27 protein-coding genes are annotated in these 26,021 nt (G+C 34.3%); 15 read left to right on the top strand and 12 right to left on the bottom strand.

The genetic code is table 11. From position 1 onward, the window contains the following. Nucleotide 1 precedes the first annotated feature (1 nt). On the bottom strand, nt 2–409 hold the full coding sequence (hisI, locus tag IJQ68_RS05995; RefSeq protein ID WP_292798215.1) for a phosphoribosyl-AMP cyclohydrolase: 408 nt from the start codon (nt 407–409) through the stop codon (nt 2–4). Between the two features lie 3 nt (nt 410–412). Further along, on the bottom strand, nt 413–1,708 hold the full coding sequence (hisS, locus tag IJQ68_RS05990; RefSeq protein WP_292798213.1) for a histidine--tRNA ligase: 1,296 nt from the start codon (nt 1,706–1,708) through the stop codon (nt 413–415). A gap of 75 nt (nt 1,709–1,783) precedes the next feature. Here hisS and aroE point away from each other — a divergent pair, with 75 nt between their 5' ends. Genes aroE through IJQ68_RS05975 form a run of 3 tightly spaced genes read left to right on the top strand, consistent with a single transcriptional unit; the run spans nt 1,784 to nt 3,471 of the window. Beyond that, nucleotides 1,784–2,626 carry a shikimate dehydrogenase gene (aroE, locus tag IJQ68_RS05985; RefSeq protein WP_292798211.1) on the top strand — a complete coding sequence of 281 codons (843 nt, stop codon included), beginning with the start codon at nt 1,784–1,786 and terminating at the stop codon, nt 2,624–2,626. Nucleotide 2,627: 1 nt separating this feature from the next. Beyond that, nucleotides 2,628–3,302 carry an ATPase gene (locus IJQ68_RS05980; protein WP_292798210.1) on the top strand — a complete coding sequence of 225 codons (675 nt, stop codon included), beginning with the start codon at nt 2,628–2,630 and terminating at the stop codon, nt 3,300–3,302. Nucleotides 3,303–3,327: 25 nt separating this feature from the next. Further along, complete coding sequence (locus IJQ68_RS05975) at nt 3,328–3,471, top strand: hypothetical protein (protein WP_292798208.1); 144 nt, start codon at nt 3,328–3,330, stop codon at nt 3,469–3,471. Between the two features lie 43 nt (nt 3,472–3,514). Here IJQ68_RS05975 and IJQ68_RS05970 read toward each other — a convergent pair whose 3' ends face one another. Together IJQ68_RS05970 and IJQ68_RS05965 are read right to left on the bottom strand one after the other, a co-directional pair. Then, nucleotides 3,515–5,032 carry a replication factor C large subunit gene (locus IJQ68_RS05970; protein WP_292798206.1) on the bottom strand — a complete coding sequence of 506 codons (1,518 nt, stop codon included), beginning with the start codon at nt 5,030–5,032 and terminating at the stop codon, nt 3,515–3,517. A 12-nt stretch (nt 5,033–5,044) separates the two neighbouring features. Then, nucleotides 5,045–5,992, bottom strand: a complete 948-nt coding sequence (locus IJQ68_RS05965) for a replication factor C small subunit (RefSeq protein ID WP_292798204.1) — start codon at nt 5,990–5,992, stop codon at nt 5,045–5,047. A gap of 151 nt (nt 5,993–6,143) precedes the next feature. Between IJQ68_RS05965 and IJQ68_RS05960 the strand changes: the two genes are divergently transcribed. From IJQ68_RS05960 to IJQ68_RS05940, 5 genes are all read left to right on the top strand, one after another. Further along, nucleotides 6,144–7,097 carry a zinc metalloprotease HtpX gene (locus IJQ68_RS05960; protein ID WP_292798202.1) on the top strand — a complete coding sequence of 318 codons (954 nt, stop codon included), beginning with the start codon at nt 6,144–6,146 and terminating at the stop codon, nt 7,095–7,097. Between the two features lie 8 nt (nt 7,098–7,105). After that, the gene (locus IJQ68_RS05955) at nt 7,106–7,837 is read left to right on the top strand and encodes a tRNA (adenine-N1)-methyltransferase (protein ID WP_292798200.1); all 732 of its coding nucleotides are present in this window, start codon (nt 7,106–7,108) and stop codon (nt 7,835–7,837) included. 79 nt (nt 7,838–7,916) lie between these two features. Then, on the top strand, nt 7,917–8,198 hold the full coding sequence (locus tag IJQ68_RS05950; RefSeq protein ID WP_292798198.1) for a hypothetical protein: 282 nt from the start codon (nt 7,917–7,919) through the stop codon (nt 8,196–8,198). 9 nt (nt 8,199–8,207) lie between these two features. Then, nucleotides 8,208–8,477, top strand: a complete 270-nt coding sequence (locus tag IJQ68_RS05945; RefSeq protein WP_292798196.1) for a hypothetical protein — start codon at nt 8,208–8,210, stop codon at nt 8,475–8,477. Between the two features lie 15 nt (nt 8,478–8,492). After that, complete coding sequence (locus IJQ68_RS05940) at nt 8,493–8,972, top strand: DUF308 domain-containing protein (protein WP_292798194.1); 480 nt, start codon at nt 8,493–8,495, stop codon at nt 8,970–8,972. 49 nt (nt 8,973–9,021) lie between these two features. Here the strand turns inward: IJQ68_RS05940 and leuS are convergent, their stop codons facing one another. Together leuS and IJQ68_RS05930 are read right to left on the bottom strand one after the other, a co-directional pair. Beyond that, nucleotides 9,022–11,868 (bottom strand): leucine--tRNA ligase, encoded by a 2,847-nt coding sequence (gene leuS, locus IJQ68_RS05935; protein WP_292798192.1) that lies wholly within the window; start codon nt 11,866–11,868, stop codon nt 9,022–9,024. Continuing rightward, a complete protein-coding gene (locus tag IJQ68_RS05930; protein WP_292798190.1) occupies nt 11,868–12,662 on the bottom strand; it encodes an NAD+ synthase in 795 nt (264 codons plus the stop codon). The genes leuS and IJQ68_RS05930 overlap by 1 nt, the downstream gene beginning before the upstream one ends. A 64-nt stretch (nt 12,663–12,726) precedes the next feature. Between IJQ68_RS05930 and IJQ68_RS05925 the strand changes: the two genes are divergently transcribed. Next, entirely contained in the window at nt 12,727–13,122 is a 396-nt protein-coding gene (locus IJQ68_RS05925) for a nuclear transport factor 2 family protein (RefSeq protein WP_292798187.1), read from the top strand. Nucleotides 13,123–13,204: 82 nt separating this feature from the next. Further along, a complete protein-coding gene (locus tag IJQ68_RS05920) occupies nt 13,205–14,212 on the top strand; it encodes an ArsA family ATPase (protein WP_394355665.1) in 1,008 nt (335 codons plus the stop codon). Nucleotides 14,213–14,261: 49 nt separating this feature from the next. On the opposite strand, the gene IJQ68_RS05915 is transcribed toward IJQ68_RS05920, so the two are convergent. The 4 genes from IJQ68_RS05915 to IJQ68_RS05900 all read right to left on the bottom strand — a co-directional run bounded on the left by IJQ68_RS05915 (nt 14,262) and on the right by IJQ68_RS05900 (nt 18,623). Beyond that, nucleotides 14,262–14,459 carry a hypothetical protein gene (locus IJQ68_RS05915; RefSeq protein ID WP_292798185.1) on the bottom strand — a complete coding sequence of 66 codons (198 nt, stop codon included), beginning with the start codon at nt 14,457–14,459 and terminating at the stop codon, nt 14,262–14,264. 5 nt (nt 14,460–14,464) lie between these two features. Further along, complete coding sequence (locus IJQ68_RS05910; protein ID WP_292798183.1) at nt 14,465–17,479, bottom strand: adhesin; 3,015 nt, start codon at nt 17,477–17,479, stop codon at nt 14,465–14,467. A gap of 117 nt (nt 17,480–17,596) precedes the next feature. Next, nucleotides 17,597–18,244: a cobalt-precorrin-7 (C(5))-methyltransferase gene (locus tag IJQ68_RS05905; protein ID WP_292798181.1), complete on the bottom strand. Its 648-nt coding sequence runs from the start codon at nt 18,242–18,244 to the stop codon at nt 17,597–17,599. A gap of 1 nt (nt 18,245) precedes the next feature. Continuing rightward, a complete protein-coding gene (locus tag IJQ68_RS05900) occupies nt 18,246–18,623 on the bottom strand; it encodes a helix-turn-helix domain-containing protein (protein WP_292798179.1) in 378 nt (125 codons plus the stop codon). A 152-nt stretch (nt 18,624–18,775) separates the two neighbouring features. On the opposite strand from IJQ68_RS05900, the gene IJQ68_RS05895 reads away from it, so the two are divergent. Next, on the top strand, nt 18,776–19,558 hold the full coding sequence (locus IJQ68_RS05895) for a protein-ADP-ribose hydrolase (protein ID WP_292798178.1): 783 nt from the start codon (nt 18,776–18,778) through the stop codon (nt 19,556–19,558). Nucleotide 19,559: 1 nt separating this feature from the next. Beyond that, nucleotides 19,560–20,411, top strand: a complete 852-nt coding sequence (locus IJQ68_RS05890) for a hypothetical protein (RefSeq protein WP_292798175.1) — start codon at nt 19,560–19,562, stop codon at nt 20,409–20,411. On the opposite strand, the gene IJQ68_RS05885 is transcribed toward IJQ68_RS05890, so the two are convergent. Next, entirely contained in the window at nt 20,397–22,502 is a 2,106-nt protein-coding gene (locus IJQ68_RS05885) for a phage holin family protein (protein WP_292798173.1), read from the bottom strand. The two genes, IJQ68_RS05890 and IJQ68_RS05885, sit on opposite strands and share 15 nt — an antisense overlap. Continuing rightward, a complete protein-coding gene (locus IJQ68_RS05880; protein WP_292798171.1) occupies nt 22,503–23,369 on the bottom strand; it encodes a metallophosphoesterase in 867 nt (288 codons plus the stop codon). It abuts the gene before it with no gap. A 72-nt stretch (nt 23,370–23,441) separates the two neighbouring features. Between IJQ68_RS05880 and IJQ68_RS05875 the strand changes: the two genes are divergently transcribed. From IJQ68_RS05875 to IJQ68_RS05865, 3 genes are read left to right on the top strand one after another with little or no spacing between them, the layout of a single operon-like run. Continuing rightward, nucleotides 23,442–24,632 (top strand): redox-regulated ATPase YchF, encoded by a 1,191-nt coding sequence (locus tag IJQ68_RS05875; RefSeq protein WP_292798169.1) that lies wholly within the window; start codon nt 23,442–23,444, stop codon nt 24,630–24,632. A gap of 30 nt (nt 24,633–24,662) precedes the next feature. After that, nucleotides 24,663–24,977 carry a TIGR04076 family protein gene (locus IJQ68_RS05870; protein WP_292798166.1) on the top strand — a complete coding sequence of 105 codons (315 nt, stop codon included), beginning with the start codon at nt 24,663–24,665 and terminating at the stop codon, nt 24,975–24,977. Beyond that, nucleotides 24,919–25,983 carry an SLC13 family permease gene (locus IJQ68_RS05865; RefSeq protein WP_342765129.1) on the top strand — a complete coding sequence of 355 codons (1,065 nt, stop codon included), beginning with the start codon at nt 24,919–24,921 and terminating at the stop codon, nt 25,981–25,983. The genes IJQ68_RS05870 and IJQ68_RS05865 overlap by 59 nt, the downstream gene beginning before the upstream one ends. The last annotated feature ends 38 nt before the right edge of the window (nt 25,984–26,021 follow it).

Genomic DNA, 26,021 nt, shown 5'->3' with positions numbered 1-26,021 from the left:
TTCAATACACGTCTTCAGGGTTAACAAGTCTTTCTTGGTTTTCTTTTATATCTTCGTCTTTCAAATCATTAATGTCTGGTGAATTTTCTAATTCAAGGTTTCTAAAAAAGCATGAATAATAGCCTTCATGGCATGCTGCACCATTTTGTCTGATTTTTAAAACAACAGCGTCCATATCGCAGTCAACACGAATCTCCTCAACTTCCTGTGTATGGCCTGAGCTTTCCCCTTTCAGCCATTGTTTGTTTCTGGATGTGCTCCAATAATGGGCTTTTCCTGTTTCAATGGTTTTTTGCAATGCCTCTTCGTTCATATTGGCTACCATCAGGATTTCACCTGTTTCAGCGTCCTGTGCAACTGCGGTAATTACCTTCACACCATTAATTTCATGTCTAAAATTAATATTCATTGTTCATTCTCCTTTCAAGTAAGTTATGATGTTATCGATTTCTATTAACTCCTGATTTCCGCTTTCCATATCCTTAATGGTTACTTTTCCTTCTTCCAAATCATTTTTACCGATAATTATTATTTTCGGCACTTTGATTTTATCAGCATAATTCATGAGCTTTTTGAATTTCTTGTTGTTCAAATCAACATCACATCTCAGTCCCGCTCTTCTTAGGCTTTGTGTTATCTCATAAGCCTTTAATCTGACGTCAGCTGAAATTGGTGCCACATAAACGTCCAGGTGTGATTTTGCCTCTTCTTTTTCAACCAGCTCTTCAATAGCATTCATTAATCTGTCGAAACCTAATGCGAAACCAGTAGATTCAACTTCCTGTCCGCCGAATACCTTAATCAGGCTGTATGTTCCTCCACCACAAACCTGTTTCTGGGCTCCAAGACCTTCGACATAAATTTCAAACACAATTCCGGTATAATAATCAAGGCCTCTTGCAACGCCCAGGTTTAGTGTGTAGTTGTCCATATCAAAGGAGTCCAATAGCTCAACCAATTCTTTTAATTGACTGAATGCTTCCTGTGGCTCTTCATAATCTTTGATTAACTCTTCAACGTCATCGAGAATGCTTTTGTCTCCAACCAAATCAATCAGTTTAAGCAGGATTTGGTTTAGCTCATCATTTGATATAATAGGATTTTTCCCGCTTAGTGACTCTTTTAATAAATCTTTATCTCCCTTATCGATAACTACCATCAGTTCCCTTTGGGTTTTGGTGTCAACTTCAAAATGCTTGAACAGGCCACGGATAATGCCTAAGTGGTTAATATTAACGTCAGCGCCAGTGATTCCTAAAGCTTCAATTGAATCGCTGCACATTGCAATGACTTCAGCTTCTCCTTGAGGAGATTTTGCACCTATCAATTCACATCCGAATTGCCAGAATTGTCTGAATCTTCCTTTTTGAGGCCTTTCGTATCTGAAACAGCTGCCGTAATAATAAAGTTTGATAGGTTTGACGGCAGTCTTTTCAAGTTCATTTAAGTATAATCTGGCTACTGGGGCAGTGATTTCTGGCCTCAATGTAAGTTCCCTATCTGATTTGTCTTTAAAATTATATAACTGGTCTACAATTTCTTCTCCGGATTTTGTTGTAAAAAGTTTTAATTCTTCAAATAAAGGGGTTTTAATTTCCCTATAACCATAATTTTCAAATATATATCTTAAGGTACGTTCCGCTTTTTTTCTCTCTTCCATTTCTTCAAATAAAAAATCTCTGGTACCTCTTGGTCTTGTAAATTCCATGTTAGTTCTCCTATTTTATAGTATATTAATTTTTGAAAATTAAAGTTTAAATAATTTTGTAGCTAATTTAAATATATGGAAATAAAAGGAAGTACAAATGTAGTTGGATTGATTGGCCATCCTGTGGAACATAGTTTTTCGCCGCCGATGCACAATGCAGCTTTTAAAAAATTGGATATGGATTATGTCTACACAGCATTTGATGTCAATCCTCAAGATTTGGAAAATGCAATCAAAGGGGCTGAAGCATTAAACATAAAAGGATTTAATGTAACAATTCCCCATAAAATCGAAGTAATGAAATATCTGAATGAAATTGATGAGGTTGCAAAATTAATTGGTGCCGTCAATACAATAGATTTCAAGGATTTGAAAGGTTATAACACTGACGGTATTGGTGCTATAAAAGCTATTGAAGAAGTAACATCAGTTAAAAATAAAAATGTTGTAGTTGCCGGAGCAGGCGGTGCTTCAAGAGCAATATCCTTTTATCTGGCAAAATATGGTGTTGATACTTTAACCATACTTAATAGAAATGTTGAAAAGGCTCAAAAATTATCCGAAGATGTTTTAAAATCCGGATTAATTGATAATGTTGAATCCGGCCAGATTAATGATATGGATTTGGGTGATGCCGACATTTTAATCAATACGACTCCTGTTGGAATGCATCCCAATGTGGATGTTGATCCTATTGCTTCAAGTGACAAGATGCATGAGGATTTGGTAGTATTTGATGCAGTTTATAATCCGAATGAAACAGTATTGCTAAAAGAAGCTATTAAAGCAGATGCAATACCAGTTTATGGAATTAAAATGCTTTTATATCAGGGTGCTGAAAGCTTTGAGATTTGGACTGGTAAAAAGGCGCCAATTGATGTAATGGAAGATGCGCTGACAAAATATTTGAGGTTATAAAATGGATTTTATTTTTGATGTATCTGCTCTAGCCAGTGACGATGAAGAATTTTCAGATTCCAAAAAGGATGTATTGAAATATTTAAAAATAATCGGTGTGGATACAAGATATGTTTCATATACTCCCGAAAAGCTTTATATTAACAATTTACGTTTTTCAAAGTTTTCAAGAAAACGTCAGGAGACATTCGCCAAACAGTATGCTAATATTGAAGTTGTCAGAAACTCACTTTTCCAAAAGATTTGCGCCAAAGCGGCAAAATCTCTGTCAGACATAAAACCTAATTCAAGAATTTTACTTTCCGAGGATAATTTCATTGTAGATATACTATTGGAGCCGTATACCCGTAAATATGGGATTAAAATTGTTAATGAAGGAGACTATGATTTGATTGTAAATACAACAATATTGGATGATAAGGTCAATCAGATATTTTCCACAATCTTTAAGGGTGAAGGCATAGAATTTGATAAAAAGGATAATGAAATATATCCGTTAATTAACGTGCCATTGGATTGGATCAATTCATTTCTGGAAATGGATGGCAAATCACAAATTAAAAATGAAAATAATGATGAGCTGGCATCATCATTTATGAACTTCTTAGAGGATGTGGCACCACAATATAGGGAAAACGTGCTTAAAGCATCAGATTATATTGAAAATAAGTTGTGAATATAAAAATATAGGATTTGATATTTTGGCAAAACCAATTGCTCCTACTCCAACGTTATTTGGAATTGAAACCAAAGAATTTTTAAAAGAAATGAAAAGACCAGATACACCAAATGAAATAAAAATCAAAGAAAGAATTGAAAATAACCGTCATGTTGACTTTTTTTAATAAAAATAGTAAAATTTGTTTTATATTATTAAAAAATAAAAAATTAGAAGTCGAATAAAGATGCTTGTTTATTCTTCTTCTCTTTAGGTTTTTCTTCAACTTCTTCTTCAACCATTTCTTCAATCATTAATTCCTCACTTTCTTCTTCTGGAGAAATTAATTCTTCTTCAATAGCTGATTTTTCTGTTTCCGGTTCTGGAGAAATTAATTCTGGTTCATCTCTGACAGGTTCTTCTTCTATCTCCTGAGGAATTCCTGCAAACATCTGATTTTGAAGTTCCTCTGCACGTCTGTCACGCTCTTCTATACGCATTTCCTCTTTCTGTTTCTCCATTTTCTTAATGACGGACTTAGGGATGACTTTTTTTCTGAAGCGTTTTATCTCGTCTTTGTCTAAATCAAGGAAGTCTGAGATTTCCCAGGCAAGTTCATCATTTTGAAACATTATCTCCAAATATGGAAACATTGAAATTGCAACGGTATTTGAAATGTGCATCTTTTCAGACATTTTTTCTGCTATGCCGTCACGTAGGTTCCTTTTTCCACGATTGCGTCCCATTAAAGTGAATACTGTAGGGCCTTTGATTGGTGTGAATTTCTTGTAGGTTTCTCTTTTTGAAGAGCTTACACCAATTCCCATAAAATCAGTTGCGTATTTCCAATAGCCGTAGTTTCTTGTGCTTTGTGCTCTTCCAAAGTAGAGGTCTGCATTGGATAAGTTTTCATATGCTTTTTTAAGCTCATTTTTATTGGTGTATTCACGGGCGACATTCTCGGCAATATACTCCATTACAAGCGTAGGGTCTTCATCAACCCTTAAAGCATCCTTGACATGTCTAGGATTTTTGCTTTTCAATGTTGCCATTACTCCGTCAATGATTGTTGATCTGTCGTCTTTTGTTGTGACTGTTTCAACATCTTCCATTGTCAGTTCATGTGAAGTGTCGGCAATTGCCTGAAAAGTATTGATTGCAGAACGGATATCTCCATTTGCCTTTTTGGATAATTCCTTGAGAGCTTCCTTATCATATTCAATGCCTTCTTTTTCAGCAATATTTTTAAGCATTTTGTTGATTGTTGGACCTCTGATTTTAGCCATTTTGATGACTTGACATTTTGGCTTAATGGATTGAAGCCTTTTGGAGTAGAAATCATTGGCTATTAAAATTAAAGGATGTTTTGAAGTTTTAATAATCTCTCCAATAGCTCTGACTCCGCCACGATCGTTGGTTCCATGAATACCATCGACTTCGTCCATTATAATCAGTTTATAGTCGTCTCCGAAAAGTGACCTTGATGATGATGACTCACCAATCGTGCTTTTAATAACGTCCTGTGAACGCTTGTCACTTGCATTCAGCTCAATATATTCTGAAAATTCCTTGGCGATTGCCTGTGCAAAAGTTGTCTTTCCAATTCCCGGAGGTCCAACTAAAAGCAGGGGCTGCTGAGGATTGCCTGCTTTCCAATTGTTAACCCAATCTTGAATTATCTTTTTTTCCTTATTGTTACCTAATATCTCTTTTAGGTTTTTTGGTCGGTATTTGTCTGTCCATAACATTTGAATACCTTTCTATAAGAATTTGGTTAAAAGGGCTTCAAGTTGTATTCTCGGATTGGAACCTTCTCTTATTCTAAAGTCACAGTTAGCTATTGCTTCGATAACATCAATATAAAAGTCAGGATCCATTTTTCCGTCAAGAACCCTTCTTGATACTTCCTGATAGATTTGGGAAACCATGTCCTCTCCACTTGTACCCTGCAGAACCATTGTTTCATGCAGGAGCTTTCTTGAACCCATAAAGTCTCCGGTAAGTGCTTTTGTAATCATGTCAGAAATATCCTGTGGCTTTGATTTTGAAACAACATCATAAACGCTGTCTTCTGTGATGTGCTCTCCTTCAGAAGCTGTTGCCTGCAGGATGTTAACTGCCTTACGCATATCTCCTTCAGCATAATATACTATCGTTTCAATACCTTTTTCATCATAATCGAAGCTTTCTTCATTACAGATGTACTTTAATCTTTCGATAACTTCTTCTCCTTTAAGAGGTGCAAATCTGAATATTGCACATCTTGACTGAATCGGATCAATAATTTTTGATGAATAATTACATGATAGGATAAATGAAGCTGTTTTTGTATACATTTCCATTTCACGTCTTAAAGCATGCTGAGCATCCTTTGTCATATTGTCCACTTCATCCAGAAATATTATTCTAAATGGGGCGCCGACAGGTTTTAATCTACAGAAGTTTTTAATGTCATTTCTTACTGTGTCAATTCCCCTTGCATCTGAAGCGTTCAATTCCAAAAAGTTTTGCCTCCAGTATTCACCGAGAATTGATTTAACTAATGCCAGTGCTGTTGTGGTTTTTCCAACACCGGCAGGTCCTGTAAACATTAAGTTTGGCATGCTCTCTTCGCCAACATACTTTTTAAGTCTATTTATAATATGTTCTTGGCCTACAATATCATCTAGGCTTTGTGGTCTATATTTTTCTACCCAAGGTCCACTCATTAAATCACCTGACTTTGTAATGTTAAAATATTTGTTAGTCTATTAATAATTAATTTGTGGTAGTGGTTGAAAAGTAATATTTTTAAGGAATTGTGTTCCATTAAATTTTTAAGTATAACATATAATAATAATTAATTAAAGGTGATAAATTATGAGAGGCACATGGAAACTTAAATTGAGAATGTGGCTTACAATGATTATAATGTTTACAATCGTTTATTTCCTTGTAATGCTTGCCGGAATGTATCTTGGAATTAGTTCATGGAGCTTTTTCATGATTGCTAGTTTAGTGATCGTGTTCTTGCAGTATTGGTTTGGTCCTTCACTTGTTAAACGTTCAATGAATGTAAGGCCTTTAAGTGAAGCGGAAGCTCCAAATATCCATCAGATGGTTGAAGAATTGGCTCAGGCTGCCGGAGTTCCAAAGCCGGAAGTTTGCATTTCAGAAATTAATATTCCAAATGCGTTTGCTTATGGAAGATCATCCAGAAGTGGCCATATTGCAATTACAAGACCTATTTTGGGATTGCTTGACCGTGATGAGCTAAGAGCTGTTTTAGGTCATGAAATGGGTCATATTAAGCATAATGATATGATGGTTACTGCCGCTGTCAGCGTGATACCTATGATTTGTTACTATATTGCATTATCTTTCATGTTTTCAAGAAATGAGAATGGCGGAGGATTCATTATAGGTATTTTAGGCTATTTGTTTTATTTGATTGGTCAGCTTTTGGTGCTGTTCATTTCAAGAACCCGTGAATACTATGCTGATGAGGCATCCGTTGAATTTGGAAACAGGCCTGCCGCATTAGTATCAGCTTTATATAAATTATCTTATGGTGCTGCTAGAACCAATGAGCAAACCATTAAAGATTTAAATACAAATAGAGCATTCTTTGTCAATGATATCAATAATGCAAGAAATGATATCAATGATTTCAGACAAATTGACTTCGATGGAGATGGATCTATCAGTGATGATGAGTTAAGAAAATTGGCTAACTCACAAATCAAAGTAACTACTACCAATAAATTAATGGAATTAATGTCAACACATCCTGATTCATTAAAAAGAGTTAAAAGATTGTCTGAACTTGAATAGGTGAAAAAATGAAAATGATTTTAGATGAAAGGGGTAAGAAGTATATTTTAAAAGAAGGCCAGGAATTTCAAAGTGATTTGGGTATTGTCTCTGCCGAAGCTTTGTCAAATGCAGAAATTGGTGATGAAGTAAAAAGTCATCTTGACCATTCATTTAAAATTGTTAAACCTAATGTCAATGACTTCATAGATTTAATGGATCGCCGTTGTTCCATATTAATTAAAAAGGATATTGGAACAGTATTGGCTTACACTGGATTGGGTGCAGGTTCAAGAGTTGTCGATGCCGGAACCGGTGCCGGGGCCATTGCACTTCACTTTGGTAATGTTGTGGGCGAAACAGGCCAGGTTTATACCTATGAAATCCGTGAAGACTTTGCTGAAGTCGCAAAGAAAAATATTGACACCTTCGGCATTGAAAATATTGAAGTCAAAAACAGGAATATCAAGGAAGGCATTGATGAGGAAAATATTGATTTGGTGTTTTTGGACCTTCCAAAGCCTTATGAGATATTTGAAGAGGTTTATGATTCATTAAATCTTGGCGGATGGCTGGTTGTCTATGCCCCATACATTGATCAGGCTGAAGTTTCATACAAGGTTGCTAAAAAGCTTAACTTTTATGATATTGAAATTTTGGAAACTTTGGAACGTGGCCTTGAGGTAAGACAGCAGGGAACCCGACCTAAAACCAGAATGGTCGGACACAGTGGTTATTTGCTTTTTGCACGTAAATTGTAATTCCACTCTTATTTTTTTGAAAAATATTATATATTTTTAAAATAAAAATCATAATTGTCAAAAGGAATTATGTGATATTATGGTTTTAGAACAGTACATGCCTTTTATTGGTTTAATTATTTTTGGAAATATCGAAAACTTAATCCTTTCTTCACAGGGTGTTACTAGTGGAGTTAATCCTAAGGTTTTAGGTGGATTAAGTATAATTGTTGTAATTATATGGTTGTTTATTGGTACGGTAGCTACTGAAGTTGCTATGCAGTATGCAAATTACATTAATTTCATTGGTGGTCTTGCAATATTTATTTTAGGTATTCAAAGTGTTGTTGGAGCTGTCAAATCAATTAGGAGTAAAAGCTAAGGTGATAATATGGATTTTAAAGAGTATGCTCCTTTCGCTGGTTTACTTATTTTTGGAAACATTGAAAATTTAATTTTAGCTTCACAAGGTGCTGTTGCTGGTGTTAATCCAATTATTTTAGGTGGATTAAGTCTAATTGCAGTAATTATCTGGTTTTTAATTGGAACTTACGGAACCAAAGTGGCTATTCAATATGCTGATTATATTGAAATTATTGGTGGAGTTGCAATTATTCTTTTAGGTATGCAGTCCATGTTAGAAGCTTGTGGAATTATTTAAAACGGATATGAAATAATGAATATTGAAAAGATTTCAGGAATTTTATTCATAATCTTGGGGTTAATTTTCATAATTTTCCCAATGTTCAGTGCAGAGTTAGTGTCTGTCATTGTTGGAGTAAGCTTGCTATTCTTTGGTTTTGCTTCAATAATTAACGGATTTTCCGTTTGGAACATGCTAACTCATTTTTCACTGGTAAATATTATCATTGGAATTATTGCGATAATATTCGGTTTATTGTTTATTTTTGCTATCGATGCATTATCTTTCCTTGTCGGTTTGCAGTTTTACATTATTGGATTTATAATGATTTTCTTTGGGATTGTTGGTCTCATTGCAGAATCAAGACTTTCAAAAACCACTTCAGTATTGATTTTAATATTCGGTATTATAGCTGTAGCTCTTGCAGTATATTCAATTGCAGAGCCAATTTATGCTGCAATTCTTATCGGTGCATGTTTAATCATTCAAGGTTTAAGATTATTTATAGATTAAAAAATTAGAAAAAGGGATTAATATCCCTACTTATTTTTATTTTAACAGACTATTCAATCAAAATAGCCGGTTTGTAAGGCATTGCGTTTTTAGCCTTATTTTGCGGATCGTATGAGTCGTCGGTGTGCACAATCACTTCGCTTGACACTTCATTGGAAATGTATTCTAAAGCGTCATAGATAATTTGTGCCTCATCGATTTTACCCACGTATCGGGTTTTGGTAATTTCACGGCCGATTTTTTTAGCTACATCAGCAATTTCTTTTTTGTTGTCATAAATATCTGCTTTAATAGCTCTGCCCATTATCTGGCCGATATCAGGTTTTCCGACTTCATCAGCAATTTTGTATAAGTCCCATTTCCAGTCAGGAGCAAGATAGATGTGCACTTTTTGGGCATCATCTCCAACCATCTGCTTGATGTGGTTGATGTCTTTAATTAGGTTTTGAACTAGCTCTTCTGATTTTTCGATTTCAAGACTTATTAGGCTTTCATCAGCTTCAGGCCATTTTGCAACACTTACAAATCCTTGTCCGCCATAAGTGGACCATAGCTCTTCGCATGTGTGTGGTGTGAATGGCGCAAGTAATCTGATCCATGATTCCAAGACTGTTGATAGGACATAAATTACTGCAGGGTCTTTTTTGTCAAGCAAATGATTTACTCTGTATAAGTAATGGTCTATATCTTTTTTAAGTAAGAATAATGACTCCTGAAGTGCTTTTCTTGTTTGGAAAACTTCTAAAGCTTCAGTGGATGCTTTGATATGTTGGTTGAGTTGGCTTAACATCCATAAATCGATTGTTCTTGTCAGTTCAACTTTTTCAATGTTGCTTAAATCGAGTGCGGAGCCTTTGATTTCTTCAACTTTTCCGGCGAATTCTTTGAACCATTCGAGTCTTCTTTTAGTTCCTAAAACTTCTTTTTCTCTCCAGTCAAAGTCTTGCCATGGTTCTGCTGAAGCCATCAGGAATAACCTTACAACATCTGCGGTATAATCTTCAATAGCATCTTTTAAAAGAATTACATTTCCTTTTGATGAGGACATTTTGTTTCCTTCCAAAAGACCCATTCCAAATACAACGGTTCCTTTAGGCCATTTGTCTTCAGGAAATATTGCGCTGTGGTGGAACATTAAAAAGCTTAAATGATTTCCAACAAGGTCTTTTGCGGATAATCTCCAGTCAAGAGGATACCAGTAGTTGAATTCGTCCCGGATTTCTTTAACAATTTCCGGAGCAACTGTAATGTCGTCTGAATCTTTGTTTAAGAATACTTTATCAAAGAATGCACGGTTCAAATCATCAGGATTCATATCCCTTAAGAATCTTGCTATTGAATAATAGGACATGTAAATTGTTGAGTCTGTCAATGGCTCAATTAACCATTTGTTGTCCCAAGGAAGTCTTGTTCCAAGTCCTACTTTTCTGGAACATGCCCAATCATCCAACCAGTCAATATAATAACTGAAATTGTTTTTAATTTCTGGAGGGATGATTGTTTCTCTTTCTAATACTTCATGGGTTTTTTCAGTCCATTCAGGATTTGAGTATTTCATGAACCATTGGTCATCCATAATTTTGACAACACAGTTGTTTCCGCATCTGCACACAACTGGCCTTTCGGCAAAGTCATACATTATTGTAGCCATATTTTTGGAAATCAATTCATCTTTTAGCTCTTCACGTGCAAATCTGACTTTTTTACCACCAAATCCAGGAATACTGTCAAGAATGGTACCTTTACTGTGCTGTATTTTGTATAATTCGTTGGTCGCTTCGTGTAATTTTTCATCGTTTTGATCGGTTATTCCAAGTCTTTCAATAATGTCTGCAGCTGGAATTTCTCCGTAGCCTTTAACTGTACATACTGGAATCGGAACGACATTTTCAATTATTCCTTCAAGATTGTATTTAGCTATCAGTTCATCATTTTTCTTTAAGTCTTGAAGAGCAATATAGTCTGCTGGCGCATCAGCGGGTTCTGAAAATACTACACCACTTCCGTATGATGCGCTTACAAAACTTGCTGGGAAAATCGGCAGTTCATTGCCTGTAAATGGATTGGTTGCCATTTTTCCAATTAAATCATTAGGATCAATTTCGCAAATGATTTCCAAATCTTTAATTTGATGTTGTAAGTTGTAATGAGCCTCTTTTGTTATTACCCACTTTTCGCCTTCAGCATCAACCAGTACGTATTCCACATCAGGATTTAACCAGATGTTGGTTGCCCCCACAATTGTTTCCGGTCTTAAAGTAGCTGTAACGAGGATTTTATCGTCAATTGGGAATTTGAGAAGTGTTAATTCATTAACTCCAACTCCTTCACCTTCAAGCAGGTCATGGTCTCCAACGGGATTTTCATCATGAGGACAATATTTAACAGGGTGTTCACCTTTTGCAATTAACCCTTTTTCATATAATGTGGTAATTTGCCATTCTATGAATTTTTTGTAGGTAGGGTCAATTGTTCTGAATTCACGTCTCCAGTCAATTGAATATCCCATGTCATGCATTACTTCATTATATTCGCTACTGAAGTATCTTACAATGTATTCAGGGTCTTCCAGTTTTGGCAATTCGTCTTTCGGAACTCTGTGAACATTTTCATATAAGTCTAAAGTCCAAGGATCTTTTCTTTTAATCCTGTCTGCGATTCCAATAACTGGTGCACCGGTTACGTGCCATGCCATTGGGAATAAAACATTATAGCCTTCCATTCTTTTAAATCTTGCATATACATCAGGTACGGTATAAGTACGGCCGTGACCGATATGCATTGCACCACTTGGGTATGGGAAAGCTACAGTAATGAATAGTTTTTCTTTATCGTTAGGGTTTGATTCAAATAACTTTTCATCAGCCCATTTCTTTTGCCATTTTTTTTCTGTCACTAAATCACCATTAAAGTCTTTTTAGGGCTTTCAGGAACTTCAGATTTATGTTTGTTCCTATTAACTCTATTTATGATATTATTAACTTCATCAACTTCAATATCTAACTGCTCAGCAATTGAGTCAGCATCAATTCCTTGTTCTATGAATTTGTATAATATTTTATCAAGTAATTCATAGGTCATTCCAATTTCATCTTCATCAGTCTGATTATTCCATAATCCTGCTCTAGGAGGTTTATCGATGATTTCCTGTGGAACTTCCAAGTATTTGGCTAACTGATAAACGTCGGTTTTGTATAAGTCTCCGATCGGTTCAATATCACAAGCACCGTCTCCGTGTTTTGTGAAATATCCGATTAGGATTTCGCTTCTGTTTCCGGTACCGCTAACCAAATAATTTTTAGAATTAGCATAAAAATAAATGATTGACATTCTTATTCTAGCTTTGAGGTTTCCAATAGCCAATCTGTTTTCTTCTAACTGTGTAACTGATAAGAATTCGTTTAAAATACTATCAATAGCTATTTCTTTATAATTGATACCTAATAACTGTGCTATTGTAGTACCATGAAGTTTATCTTCTGTTGGGGTTGTTGTGGAAGGCATTACAATTCCAAACACGTTTTCTTTACCAACAGCTTCACAAGCTAAAAATGCAGCTAATGTGGAGTCTATTCCCCCACTTAATCCTACTACAAGTCCGTCTGCATTAGCTTCTGATACTTTATTTTGAACGAATTCAACAATATCGTCTTTTGTTTTTTCAACATTAATTTTTGGAATTTCGTTCATATCAAACACCACTTAATTTTTCATTAGTAATTAATATAGTTCTTTTATTATATAATATATTATTATGAGTGATGTAGAAATTCTATCAAAAAGAACTTTTGATGGTTCGGAAAAAGAGGTTTTGGATTGCTTTGTTGAATATCAGCAGGCATTAATTGACAAGGATGAAATCAAATTAAATGAACTTATGGCTGATGATTATATTTTAACTCACATGTCAGGTAAAAAACAGACCAAATCACAGTTCATTGATGAAGTGGTGGATGGAACTCTCAATTATTTCAAATCAGTGATTCATGATCCGAATATTCTGTTTGATGATAATGAAAACGCTACGTTAATATCTGATGTTACTTTGACCGCCCGTGTCTATGGAGCCAGCGGTTCATGGACAATTGATACGGTAATGGATTTTAAAAAAATTGATGGCAAATGGATTATCGGTAAATGGGATACTTAAGTTAATTAATAATGTTTATATATTAAAAAGAATAAAATAACATAAAGTTACTAAAAGTAATTTTAATATTCGAGGTGATTTTTTGGCATTTAAAGATTATTTCAGATTCAATAAAGATAAAACAACATTCATTTTTGTAGGTGGAAAAGGTGGTGTAGGTAAAACATCCATATCATCTGCTACTGCATTATGGTTAGCTGAACAGGGTAAAAAAACTTTAATTGTATCAACCGACCCTGCTCACTCACTTTCAGATTCTTTAGAAGTGCAAATCGGCCATTATCCAAGAGAAATCAAAACCAATTTATTTGCAGTTGAAATAGATCCTGATGAAGCAATGGCAGAAAAACAATCTGCACTGGAAGCTCAAAAACAATCTTCTTCTCCTGATGCATTAGGAGGACTTGATTTTTTAACTGATCAAATGGATTTGGCATCATCATCTCCGGGTGCTGATGAAGTGGCAGCTTTTGAAGTATTCCTATCAGTAATGACTTCAAACGAATTTGATGTTGTAGTATTCGATACAGCACCTACAGGACACACATTAAGATTATTATCATTCCCTGAAGTTATGGACTCATGGGTAGGTAAGGCAATGATTGCAAAAGCAAAATTAGGCTCTGTTGCAAATTCCCTAAAAAGCATAATGCCGTTTATGGATGCAGTTGACAATCCTCAAACTGCTGAAGATTTAAAAAGGACTAAAGAACAAATTGATGAGGCTAAAAAAGTATTGTCCGATCCGGACAGAACCACATTTAAAATGGTTGTCATTCCTGAAGAAATGTCAATTTATGAATCAGAAAGGGCTCTTGAGGCATTGGAGAAAAACGATATGGTAGTTGACAGTGTGATTGTCAATCAGGTAATGCCGGATATCTGTGATTGTGATTTCTGTCATTCCAGACATAAATTGCAGCAAAAACGTTTGGCGTTAATCAATCAGAAATTCCCAGACCAACAAATAGCTGAAGTTCCTTTATTCAAGGATGAAGTTAAAGGTCAGGAAAAGCTTTTAAACTTAGCCCATATTCTTTACGATGATAAGGATAATGATGAAGTAACTCAGGAAGCTATCCAATTATAAAAAATAAAAATAAGTTAAAATTATTAAATTTTAACTTTAAAAACTTTTTTTACTCTTCTTTTTTATAGTAGAACCAGTTTACCAGTTCAGCTATTATAAACAGTAGCAAACATACTGAAAAGAATATGCTGAATGTTTGTCCTGTTGCCATATCATATATGAATGATATTACCAGAAGAATAAATGTTATTTTAACAATTAACGGATTTTTATTCCAATTTTCTTTTATTTGCTCAATTAAAGACATTTTTTTCATCTCCAGTATTTCTGCGGAACATTAAATGGGCTCCAGGATTCTTCTGTAAAATATTGGTATGTTTCTTCTTTAGTTAATGTTTTCACTTTACCTTTACTTATATATTTCACATGTTCTCTGTCATAGGTGTTGTTCTTGTTTATCGGGATTTCTATATAGTCAACACTTCCGTCTTCATGAGGAATATTGTAAATTTTCGTATTCTGGAAATATCCCGGTCGTGTAAATGTGAAATAATCATATGCTGTATGGAGATCTTTGTTTTCAACATAATTTTCAGTAATATAAACCCCAATACTTTGAACACTTGTTGCAGTTCCAATAACGCTTAATCCCACTGTTAAGCTACCTCCAAGCAATGCGCCGGCAATACCTTTTATTAATAATGTTCCTTTAAATGCTAATGTTGTTAATGGCTGTATATTGTCTCCCACATAAGTTAACAGGTCATTTATTCCTAAAATGCCATTATTGACACTTATCATTATCGCTTTTGCCATGCTGGTGATGCTGCATAGTCCGCAATCTCTTGTTATCGTAACGCCTTTGTATGCAAAACCATCTTTTACAGATAACGGTGTAACCAGTCCGCTTTCCAGATCAATCATAAAACTTGAATTGCCCTCTTCGTCACTTATGATTGCTGTATTGTTGTAATATACGACGCTTGCTTTAAATGATGCTAAGGATTTGAAGACATCATCAAACACTGATGTGATATTCTCATCCGCATCCTTAGCTATCGGTTTTAAGGTATGCTGTTCAATTTTTGACAGCAGTATTGAGTTGACGAAGCGATAAGATATGATTTCACTTTCATTTTCTCCTTCAATGAACCTTCCCATGTTTGGAGTCAGGATATGCTGATAAGTCTCTTTCCAGTTCATGGATCCAAGAAGCACAGTATTGTTTTTTCTCATCCAGCTGACATCATATTCTTTTGTTAATTCATCCGCTAATTTATCGCTTAGATATGCGGTATTTAGTGTTGTTAAAAACATTGAATACATACTTTGCATTCCTGCATTTGTCTTATAGTCATTTTCGCATGAAATCCAGTCATTTACGGTTTTTTCATCTACCTTTTTGCTGATTATGGCAAATGATTGCATCAAATCAAAGTCACGTTTATATTTTTCGCTCAATCCATAGGTTATCAGTTCCTCTTTTTCAAACTCTATGCAGTTAGGGGCATTGAATTTGGTAATAATGTTTTCTTCACTAATGTATCCGACAATTTTTTTGCCGTAATAGTCAAATGTCACAGTCTCATTGGTGTTTACAAATTTAATCTTTTCTGTATTGCCTCTTGTCAGCTCATTGTAGCTTTTATAATCAAAGTCATATATTGAGCATCCGTAGATTTTTGATAGGCTGTATTTCAATCCCATTTCATCAAAGCTCATGGTCTGGAATTGAACTTTTGCCATACTTTCACCATTTTGGATGTAATTTATTATTTCACTTTTATCTATCCCCTTGTCAATATACGCTCCGAACTGTTCTACATTGTCACTGCAGTTGTTTCTATAAATGAGATGCGTGTAGTCTCCGCTCCTATGTAAAATCAATCCATATCCAGTCAGTTTTTCGAAATTATATGTGTGTTGTGTAGGACTATTGTCAAATGGCAACAGATAATAATCACTGCCCAAATATGTGGGACTGTATTCTGGCATGTAACCTGTTGAAAATGTGTAGTATTTAGGTCCAATCTGGATGTTTATCAGCTGATTTTTCTCTAATCTTATAATTCCGTTTATTCCGCTTTCAATAGTATAAACACTATTGTCATAAACATAAGGACATGTTATGTTCACGTAATTAGGTATTTTAATTTCGTATGTGAAATTGTTGCTTGAAATGATTTCTTTTTCACTTGGAGTTTCAATTATAATGTTATTTGATGTTTTCAATCCATTATATTCGGAAGTGATGATGTATGTTCCGATTCTGAGGTTTATGTTTAAATTTGCAATCCCATTTTCATCGCTGGTTCGGGTGTAGAACACTCCGTTGATGTTGAATGTAACCTTTTCATATTCTGCTGGCTTTCCCGTGTCGTCGATGATATAAGCTTTGAATTTTGTTCCGTCCCTGTATTCCATCCTAATGTCTCTTGTTATTATGGTCGGCAATACTTTAATGTTGTTTGAAACTTTATAACCTTCATATTGTGCAGTTATAATATAATCTCCAGGTCCTAAATTTATATTCAGTTTAACTATTCCTTTTTCATCGGTTTGGCGATAATAGAATACTCCGTTGATGTTGAATTCTACGCTTTCCCCGGAACCTACTATTTTTCCATCTTTTCCAACTATTGTTACATGATACTGTGTGCCGTTTTTATAATATTTCACCACATCGTTGTTGTTTATAATCGAAGGAAGTACTGTTATAGTATTGCTTATCATTTCGCTTGTTTTAGGATTTGTTGCGGTTAAGATATACTTTCCCGGATTCAGATTAATGTTTAGCTTTGCAATTCCGCTTTCATTGGTTAATCTTGTATAAAATACGCCGTTAATGTTGAAGCTAACGTCGGTATTTTTAAGCAGATCTCCCTTTTCATCTAAAAACAGGGCATAATACTGTGTTGAATTCCTAAATATTTTTACTACATCTGATGAATAAACGGTACTTTTCACGTTAATGATATTATTCACGGAAGTTTCATTTGCAGTAGTTGTTATAGTATATTTTCCGCTATTCAAGTTGATTGCAATTGATGAGAGTCCGTTTTCATTAGTCTGGCGTGAATAATCAATACCGTTTATTCCATATGTTACCGTTGCGTTGCTTATGGGATTTCTGTTCCCATCTTCCAGCAATGTTTCAAAACGTGTTCCGTCTTTATAATACATTTCTATATCATGACTTTCAATATGAATGTCATTTCCATAATTTTGTGTTGTCATTGTTTCATTTTCCGGTTCTGCTGCTGAAACAGAGCTAATTAAAAAAATAGTTAAGAAAATAAAAGCAATGCTTGTTATCTTTTTAATCATAGTATCATTCACCTGTTAATTTTTTTAGTAATTAACACTGAAACTATGATTTTAGACTTATAAAGATTTTAATTTAAAATTTAAAAAGTAAAACATTATTAAAATGAATTTCTGACATCAATTTTTACCTTCTATTATCATAATACACATGTAGGTAAATTCGCTTGAGGCAATATTTTTTAGTGAAGTGGAGACAATTTTTTCGTCAGGGTATGAAAGTCTTTCACAAACTGTAACAGGCCTTGTCTCGCTGACGCCATTGTCAAGTAAAAACTGAGCCATGTCCTTAACTTTTCTTGAAGGAAGTGCAATTGTGGTTTTTCCATTATCAATAACTTCCAATATGTCTTCTATATTCTCTCTTCCGTGAAATGTCATGACATTCGCATTATCCCATTGTATATGATTTCTGGCAGCGGCCAATTGAAGTGAACTGATTCCAGGTATTACCTCAATATTGTCTTTTGGAAATCCTTTTTCTTTTGAAATTCTCAGTACGGTATTTAAAACTCCTGAAAATCCTGGGTCTCCTGTGGATAATATTGCAACGCTATTGCCGGCAACGGCCAAATCCACTCCTTCTTCCAGCTTATCCAACAAATCCTTCACATTAAATGCAATGGTATTTTTAACATCGCTAAAAAGGTCAATGGCTCTTGTGCTTCCAACTGTGTAATCACAATTTTTAACACAATCTACTGCCTTTAAAGTCAGATATTCCTCAGCCCCAGGACCTATTCCAATAATAAATATCTTTCCATCCATATTAATCATCAATTTTCAATGTTTGTCTGAAATTTTCTTTCATTTCTTCTTTTGTCTTTTCGCTGTAAACCTTGTCTTTTTCATCATCCAATGTAAACATCGCAATTTCATAGATGATTCTGTTCATTGACTTTCCATATTCGGTCAATGAATATTCTGTACTTACAGGCTTTGTATTCAGGACTCTTTTTTCTATCAGCCCATTTTCCTCTAAATCAGCCAGACAACTGGATAATACTTTATTACTTATATCTTTTCCTTCTTTAAACTCTTTAAAATGTTTTTTTCCAAAGAAGAGGTCTCTTATTATTTGAATACTCCATTTTTTATTTATTAAGCTTAATGTTCTATCTACCGGACAAACTGTATCGTCAGACATGGAAATTCACCTTCTTATTTTTAATTTTAATTTTAATAAATATTAAATATATTGTTAATAATAGTGTTACTTTAAAGTAACTTAGTTCCTTTTTAGTTACAAAAATCATTTAAATATGGGCTGATAATATAATAGGGTAAGGAGGAATTAAAATGGATACAAATCAGCAATTAGACTATCTTTTAAATTATTTGATTAATGAGAGACATGATAATATAGAACTTCCCAATGATAACTTTCAAAAGAGAAATCTGCTTCGTTCACTGATGAACGTAAGGCCACCTAACCCAATAAGCGAAGAATTTTTGGAAGTTCAGGATGAATTTCTCACAAATGAAACATTATCTAAAGATTTGGTAGGCGTGGAAGACATTACTGAATTTGATGGTAAATTAATGCTTTGGCAGGGTGATATAACTCAGCTGAAAGTAGATGCAATTGTCAATGCCGCCAACTCCAAATTGTTGGGCTGTTTTATACCAATGCATAACTGTATTGACAATGTTATCCATTCAGCTAGCGGTATCCAATTGAGGCTTGAATGTGAAAAAATCATGAAAGCTCAAAACAGGGATGAGGATATAGGAAAAGCAAAAATCACTGATGCTTATAACTTGCCTTCCAAACATGTAATTCACACTGTCGGTCCGGCGATTGCTTCAAATTCAAAACCGGATGATTTGGACTGTAAAAGACTTGCCAGCTGTTACAAATCATGTTTGGAGATAGCTAGCTACCATAATTTAAAATCAATTGCTTTTTGCTGTATTTCCACAGGTGTTTTTAATTTCCCTAAAGAAAAAGCAGCTGAAATTGCCATTGGAACTGTAAATGAATACTTGAATTTCAATGAAAGCTCTTTGGAGCATGTAATATTTAATGTATTTGGTGATGATGATTATTTGATATATAAAAATTTGTTATTTGGTGATTAAAATGGATCGTTTTGTGTTAAGATTAGATAAAGCTATTGAAAAAATTAATGATGCGGATTTTGTAGTTATAGGGGCTGGTGCAGGTTTGTCAACTGCAGCAGGAATTGAGTATGCAGGTAAGCGTTTCACTGATAATTTTGCCGATTTCATTGAAAAATATTCAATGAGGGACATGTATTCCTCAGGATTTTATCCTTTCAAGACCTCGGAAGAGAAATGGGCTTATTGGGCAAGACATATCAATGTTAACAGATTTGGTGTTGGTGAAACAGATGTATATCAGAAATTATTAAAACTGGTTGAAAATAAGGATTATTTCGTTTTAACGACAAATGTGGAACATCAGTTTTGGATTAACGGATTTGAGGATGAAAGAATATTTGCAACACAGGGAGATTATGGTCTTCTGCAATGCAGTGAAGCATGCCATGACAAACTGTATGATGATGAGGAATTAATAAAGGAAATGGTTGAAAAGACTGTTGACTGTAAAATCCCATCAGATCTGGTTCCTAAATGTCCTGTTTGCGGGGCTGAAATGGAAACAAATCTTAGAAAAGATAATCTTTTCGTAGAGGATGAAAAATGGCATGAAGCCAGACAACGTTATATGGACTTTATAAATAAAATCGGCGATAAAAATGTTGTATTTTTAGAAATTGGTGTTGGTTTCAATACTCCGGTCATTATCCGTTATCCGTTTGAACAAATGACTCATGATAGTCCAAATGCGACATTAATCAGATTAAATAAGGATTATGCTGGAGCTATAAAAGAAAATGAATCTAAAACAATAAGTTTCGATGAAAATGTTGAAGAAATATTGGATTATTGGATTTCAAGAGTCCTTTAATTCATTCATTTCTTTTTTTAAGAAATCATAAATTGATTTTGCACCAACCAATTCACCTGGATCTTCCCAATTTGATGGATATAGGATAAATGGTCTTGTTTGGCTTCCTCCAAGCCCTCCATGACTACCGATTAATTCTTCAAATGCACATATCTCTTCAGTTTCAGGATCATAAAAGCTATTAACTAAAATATCCGGCATATGCTCAAACTTATTATGTCTTTTAAGATGCATTGCAGCATTTTTTCCAAAGTTTTCCAATGGATTTTTCCCTTCTATTTTATCATTGTTAAGGTAATATATTCCATCTGCACCGATAACCATCGGACCATCGGTGAATGATTCCACTAATATAAATCCTATTCCGGAATGTTTTACAAGGCCAGGAATTAGATTTGGAAACAGCATTACTATTTCTTCGTAATTCAATCTTTTTTGCCATTGCGTTAGATAAATCAGACCTAAATTCCCAGAACCCAGAACAATCAACTCAGAATCTTCAGCTTTTTTAGTGGTTTGTTCCTTACTTTCATGTCTTTTAATGTAATCCAAATTATTTTTATACTTTGATGTTATCTCTTCTACACGTTCTATGTTTATAAAATCAGGGCTTTTATCTTTTAAAGTTTCAATTGTATCTGAAAAGAATTCTGTCTCTTTTATGTCATCTACTTTTCCTATAATGCTTTCAATTTGCTTGTTTTCCGGAATGTATGCATCTCTAAAGTGGTCTGAAATAAATTGATTTTTATCATAAATTTTCATGTCATCCGGCAGAAGCCTTCTCACATAATCTGCGAGAGTTATGCCGTATCTTTGTTTGAATGTTGCACCATTCCCTTGGCCATGGTCGGATAAAACTACAAACTCATAGTTCCTCTCACAGCTTTTTTGAGCCTTTTCAAGCCTTTTAAATTGTAAATCAATTTGTTTAAGCACATTCCACACATCATCGTCCCTAATTCCTGAGTGGTGTGCAACTTCATCGTAGCCCACATAACTAGCATATGCACTGTTGATATCTCCTTTAAGCATGTCTCCGATTAATGTTTCCGTAGCTACTTCACGTAAAAGAACATTCGCTCCGGACCTTATTGTCGCATAAACAATGTTTCTCCTAAGTCTGGGCTGAATATTCTTTAATCTGTGCATTATTTGGGATTTCACTTCAACCAATATCTCCCATAAAAACAGAACAATAACTCTTTGGAATGAATATGCCTCCAGAAATACCACATTCAATGATTGATTATACCTTTTTGTCATAAACTTAAATCTGGATGATGTAAGTATGGGATTAGGGCTATCTCCAGTAAACATGTTTGTAATGCTTGTTCCGTTATCGCATAAAAGCCCGTTTCCGTCAGATATTCTCTCTTCAATTATCGGAGCATGAGCCAATTTCCCGGAAATCATTATCTGATTGTCATTCTCTTTTTCAACCCACCTGTAAGCTACAATGTTCTCATTGTTTCCATGTAATATCCCTGCCTGACAGGCACCTGTCTGTGATGACAAGTCCGTTTCCCAGCCTTTTAAGGTGTAGCTATCGGATTCAATCCATCTTTTAAGTGTAGGCATCATGTTTTTATCAATAGCCTCTTTTAAAATATCAATTGATAATCCGTCTATTTCAAGCATTATCAGACCAGGAAATCTTCGTTTATAGAGGGGTTTTTCTCTTGAAACGTAATCTGACACACGGGTTATGTATGTGTCATAATAGTCAACATCCGTTATGTTTGAAATAATTGTAGTAGCAATTGCCATTGCAAGTGGTACCAGAAATGCATCACTTGCACTAAGTGAAACTCCAGGAATCAGGCATGAAACTCCATAAAAAATTATTGAGTTAATAATCAGCGCACCAATTCCAAATGTCCATACAATAAACTTCATTAAATATTTCACCAGTATCGGCCAGAATATGATGTTGGCTATAGTAACTCCAATTGCAATGATAATCGCATTATACCAATTTCCTAGTATGATTGTATCATTTATCATTGAAGCTGCAATAATGGTTCCTATGTTAGCTATTGCAATCAAAATAATAACTACTGCCGATTTGATTAAGTTATTGATGTTCATTTAACCCTCAGTTATTTCTATATTCTTTCTTTTAGTCGTTTTAAGGTGGAATAATGTAATTTCAGGTTTACAATTAATTCTAAGCCAAAATGAATTGGTTCCAAGACCTTTGCTCGTATATTGAATCATGTTTCCAACCTTGTATGCTCCTACAGGATATTTGACGGAATAAGAGCATCTGAACGGAGTGGTTTTAACTCCAGGTATTACCAGCTGTCCACCATGTGAATGGCCGGAAATCTGCAAATCAAACCTGTTGGTTTTTGATGATATTTTAGCGAAATCAGGTTCATGAACAAGCAAAATACTGTATCCGTTATCCGGTAATTTCCTAAGCACCTTGTCCAAATCATCAGCACCGACGCTACAGCTGTCAACACCTGATACATTAATGTATTCGCCATCTTTTTCAACTGAATAGACATCATTGCTTAATTCGATGACATCTGATTTTTCTAAGATTTCTCTTATTCTGTCCGCACCGTTCCAATGATCATGATTTCCCAAAACAGCAAACTTTCCATCTTTAGCCTTTAATCTTTTAAATGAATTTAAAAGTGAATCTTCATATCCGTCAATAATGTAAGATACGTAATCTCCCGTTAATGTAATCATATCCGGTTTTAGTTTATTTACGTAATCCACAACACCATCAAGATACTGTGGACTGATCCATTGGCCTAAATGAATGTCTGTTAGGTTAATTATTTTGTAATTGTGGAATACTTGGGGCAAATTATTAACTTTAATATCAACATCAATCAAATCAAATAGCTCTGGTTTGAATGTCGTATTTCCTCTCGTTTGTGTTAGAAATGTTTGAAATCCTTGTCTTATTTTCATTCCGGCTGGTTTTTCATTTTCCATATTTCACCTTATTTCTTAAATAAGTTCATGAAACTATTTATATTTTAAAAATTAAATATTTTATTGATTATTATGCTTCAAATTGCAGTTTGTGGAAAACCAAATGTTGGGAAATCATCTTTTTTCAATTCAGCAACTTCTTCAACTGTTGAAATGGCAAATTATCCATTTACAACAATAGATGCGAATAAAGCTGTTGCTCATGTTATTAAAGATTGTCCATGCCAAGAATTAGGCGTCACATGCAATCCGAGAAATTCAATTTGTGTTGATGGAAAAAGATTACTTCCTATAGAATTAATAGATGTTGCAGGACTGGTTCCTGGAGCACATGAAGGAAAAGGATTAGGAAATAAATTTTTAGATGATTTAATGCAAGCTAAAGTATTTATCAATGTTATCGATGCTTCCGGTTCAACAGACCTTGAAGGCAATCCTGTCGACCCTGGCAGTCATGACCCTCTTGATGATTTGGAATTTTTAGAAAATGAAATCGTCATGTGGATGTATGGAATCCTATCCAGAAATTGGGTCAGGCTTATAAGAAAAGTCGGTGCAGAACATTTAGACATTGCAAAAGTATTGTTCGATCAATTATCCGGTACTGGAATAGCTATTGAAGATATTATAGAAGCAAAAAGAAACATCGAACCGGATTATAATAAATGGGAAGAGGAAGATTTGATTGAATTAACAAGAAATGTTCTTAAAATAGCCAAGCCTATGATGATTGTGGCCAATAAGGCGGATTTACCAACATCAGAAGAAAACATTAAAAGAATTAAGGAAAAATATCCTAATGTCATTCCTGCTTCAGCAGAATCCGAAATCGCATTGGTCAGAGCTAATGAGGCTGGTTTAATTAGTTATCTTCCTGGTGATGATCATTTTGAAATTTTAAAACCTGAAGAATTATCTGAAAATCAATTAAAGGCATTGGAATATATTCAAACCAATATTCTGGACAAATATGGAAGCACAGGTATTCAGGATGCTTTGAATTACGGTATTTTTAACCTGCTTGAAAATATTGTTGTTTATCCTGTTCAGGATGAACATAAATACACTGACCAGAAAGGCAATGTCCTGCCTGATGGAATACTGCTTAAAAGAGGTTCCAATCCTCGTCAATTAGCGTATCTGGTTCACTCAGACATTGGTGATAAGTTCATGCATGCTGTCGATGCCAGGTCAAATATGCGCGTTGCCAGTGATTATGAACTAAAAGATGGCGACATTATCAGTATCATTACACGTCAATGATACTTCATTTTCTTTTTTTAGGTGATAATATTGAAAAAAGTAAAAATCACAGTTATGAAAAAAGCAAGATATGATGATTTGATTGAGGAATATGAAAATCCTTTAGAACATGAATGTGATGTTGAGCTTGGTGATGTTTTCATTGCTAATGGATGGGTAAAGCCTGACGATTTTTGCGATAGTGCATGGGAAAGCATTTCCTCTTTTGTAATGGCCTTATCTTGCGGTGCTGAAGATTTTTATGATGGGTGGATGAAAAATAAGAAATCCGCTATGATTTCATGCAATGATGGATTCAGGCCAGTTAGCTTTTTGCTTGAAGCGATGGATGAGGATGCTGATTAATATCATGACTAAAGCTTTTGATTTTTTTAAAAAAGAAACTGTTTTTTCCATTTCTTTAATATTGGCCATAATTTCTTGTTTTTTTGTAAAACCTAGCATTAATTATTTTTATTACATTAATGGGGATACAATATTATTGCTTTTAGTAATAATGTTTTTTGTTGAAATTTTAAAGAACCTGTCTGTTTTTGAGAGACTGGTTCGAAAGCTATTGACTAAAATAAGAAATACTCGTGAACTTTCTTTAGTTTTGATTTTTACATGTTTTTTAAGTTCTATATTTATAACAAATGATGTTTCTTTAATTATTTTCGTACCATTCACTATATTGGCTTTAAAAAAAGTTGATAGAATTGATTTGGCAATAATTACAGTGTCTTTGCAGACTATCGCAGCCAATGTGGGATGCATGGTTCTTCCGATTGGAGCTCCGCACAATATTGTAATGTATACTGTATCTGATATTTCATTCGTATCATTTTTCTTATTGCTGTTGCCGTATATTTTGGTTTCTCTTGTATTTTTAGCAGTGTCATCTTTATTTATTCCAAAAAATGAAATTGTTCTGCCTCAAATGGATAAGATAACTTTTAATAGTGAAAATTTCTTTAAAAGAGTTGTTCTCGGTATTGATTATTATCTGCTTTTGACTTTCATCGCCCTTTTCATATTAATAGGCAATCTCGAAAATATTCCGATTTTCTATTCGCTTTTTACTCAATGGATTGCAGGCAATGAGGTTATATGGGGCATTCTTGCTTCACAAGTTATTTCCAATGTTCCAGCTGCAATTTTATTAAGCGGATTCAGTGCCAATTATGAGGCAATTATTATTGGAATCAATATTGGCGGTTTCGGTACGCTTATAGCATCTATGGCCAATCTTATCTCTTATAAGATTCTCGTTCGTGAACATAGTGAATTTAAAATCAAATATTTGAAAATATTCACGATATTAAATGTCATTTTACTTATAATTCTTGTCGGAGTTTATATTTTCATTTAAATAGTATTAATTAAAGAATATTAAATAATGAGGGGAGT

Source organism: Methanobrevibacter sp., from assembly GCF_017447225.1.
In the GTDB taxonomy this organism is placed as follows: Archaea; Methanobacteriota; Methanobacteria; order Methanobacteriales; family Methanobacteriaceae; genus Methanocatella.
Note: the sequence above shows the minus strand (reverse complement) of the source record. Positions and strands in the feature narration are given on the sequence as shown.

Coding starts and splice junctions, on each gene's coding strand:
- IJQ68_RS05950 (WP_292798198.1), top strand. CDS start 7,917: ATGGTTTTAGAACAGTACATGCCTTTTATTGGTTTAATTATTTTTGGA.
- IJQ68_RS05970 (WP_292798206.1), bottom strand. CDS start 5,032: ATGTTATGGACAGACAAATACCGACCAAAAAACCTAAAAGAGATATTA.
- IJQ68_RS05955 (WP_292798200.1), top strand. CDS start 7,106: ATGAAAATGATTTTAGATGAAAGGGGTAAGAAGTATATTTTAAAAGAA.
- IJQ68_RS05895 (WP_292798178.1), top strand. CDS start 18,776: ATGGATACAAATCAGCAATTAGACTATCTTTTAAATTATTTGATTAAT.
- IJQ68_RS05965 (WP_292798204.1), bottom strand. CDS start 5,992: ATGAGTGGACCTTGGGTAGAAAAATATAGACCACAAAGCCTAGATGAT.
- IJQ68_RS05880 (WP_292798171.1), bottom strand. CDS start 23,369: ATGGAAAATGAAAAACCAGCCGGAATGAAAATAAGACAAGGATTTCAA.
- hisS (WP_292798213.1), bottom strand. CDS start 1,708: ATGGAATTTACAAGACCAAGAGGTACCAGAGATTTTTTATTTGAAGAA.
- IJQ68_RS05905 (WP_292798181.1), bottom strand. CDS start 18,244: ATGGATGGAAAGATATTTATTATTGGAATAGGTCCTGGGGCTGAGGAA.
- IJQ68_RS05865 (WP_342765129.1), top strand. CDS start 24,919: ATGATGGATTCAGGCCAGTTAGCTTTTTGCTTGAAGCGATGGATGAGG.
- hisI (WP_292798215.1), bottom strand. CDS start 409: ATGAATATTAATTTTAGACATGAAATTAATGGTGTGAAGGTAATTACC.
- IJQ68_RS05890 (WP_292798175.1), top strand. CDS start 19,560: ATGGATCGTTTTGTGTTAAGATTAGATAAAGCTATTGAAAAAATTAAT.
- IJQ68_RS05875 (WP_292798169.1), top strand. CDS start 23,442: ATGCTTCAAATTGCAGTTTGTGGAAAACCAAATGTTGGGAAATCATCT.
- IJQ68_RS05945 (WP_292798196.1), top strand. CDS start 8,208: ATGGATTTTAAAGAGTATGCTCCTTTCGCTGGTTTACTTATTTTTGGA.
- IJQ68_RS05900 (WP_292798179.1), bottom strand. CDS start 18,623: ATGTCTGACGATACAGTTTGTCCGGTAGATAGAACATTAAGCTTAATA.
- IJQ68_RS05960 (WP_292798202.1), top strand. CDS start 6,144: ATGAGAGGCACATGGAAACTTAAATTGAGAATGTGGCTTACAATGATT.
- IJQ68_RS05925 (WP_292798187.1), top strand. CDS start 12,727: ATGAGTGATGTAGAAATTCTATCAAAAAGAACTTTTGATGGTTCGGAA.
- IJQ68_RS05885 (WP_292798173.1), bottom strand. CDS start 22,502: ATGAACATCAATAACTTAATCAAATCGGCAGTAGTTATTATTTTGATT.
- IJQ68_RS05930 (WP_292798190.1), bottom strand. CDS start 12,662: ATGAACGAAATTCCAAAAATTAATGTTGAAAAAACAAAAGACGATATT.
- IJQ68_RS05910 (WP_292798183.1), bottom strand. CDS start 17,479: ATGATTAAAAAGATAACAAGCATTGCTTTTATTTTCTTAACTATTTTT.
- IJQ68_RS05940 (WP_292798194.1), top strand. CDS start 8,493: ATGAATATTGAAAAGATTTCAGGAATTTTATTCATAATCTTGGGGTTA.
- IJQ68_RS05915 (WP_292798185.1), bottom strand. CDS start 14,459: ATGTCTTTAATTGAGCAAATAAAAGAAAATTGGAATAAAAATCCGTTA.
- IJQ68_RS05980 (WP_292798210.1), top strand. CDS start 2,628: ATGGATTTTATTTTTGATGTATCTGCTCTAGCCAGTGACGATGAAGAA.
- aroE (WP_292798211.1), top strand. CDS start 1,784: ATGGAAATAAAAGGAAGTACAAATGTAGTTGGATTGATTGGCCATCCT.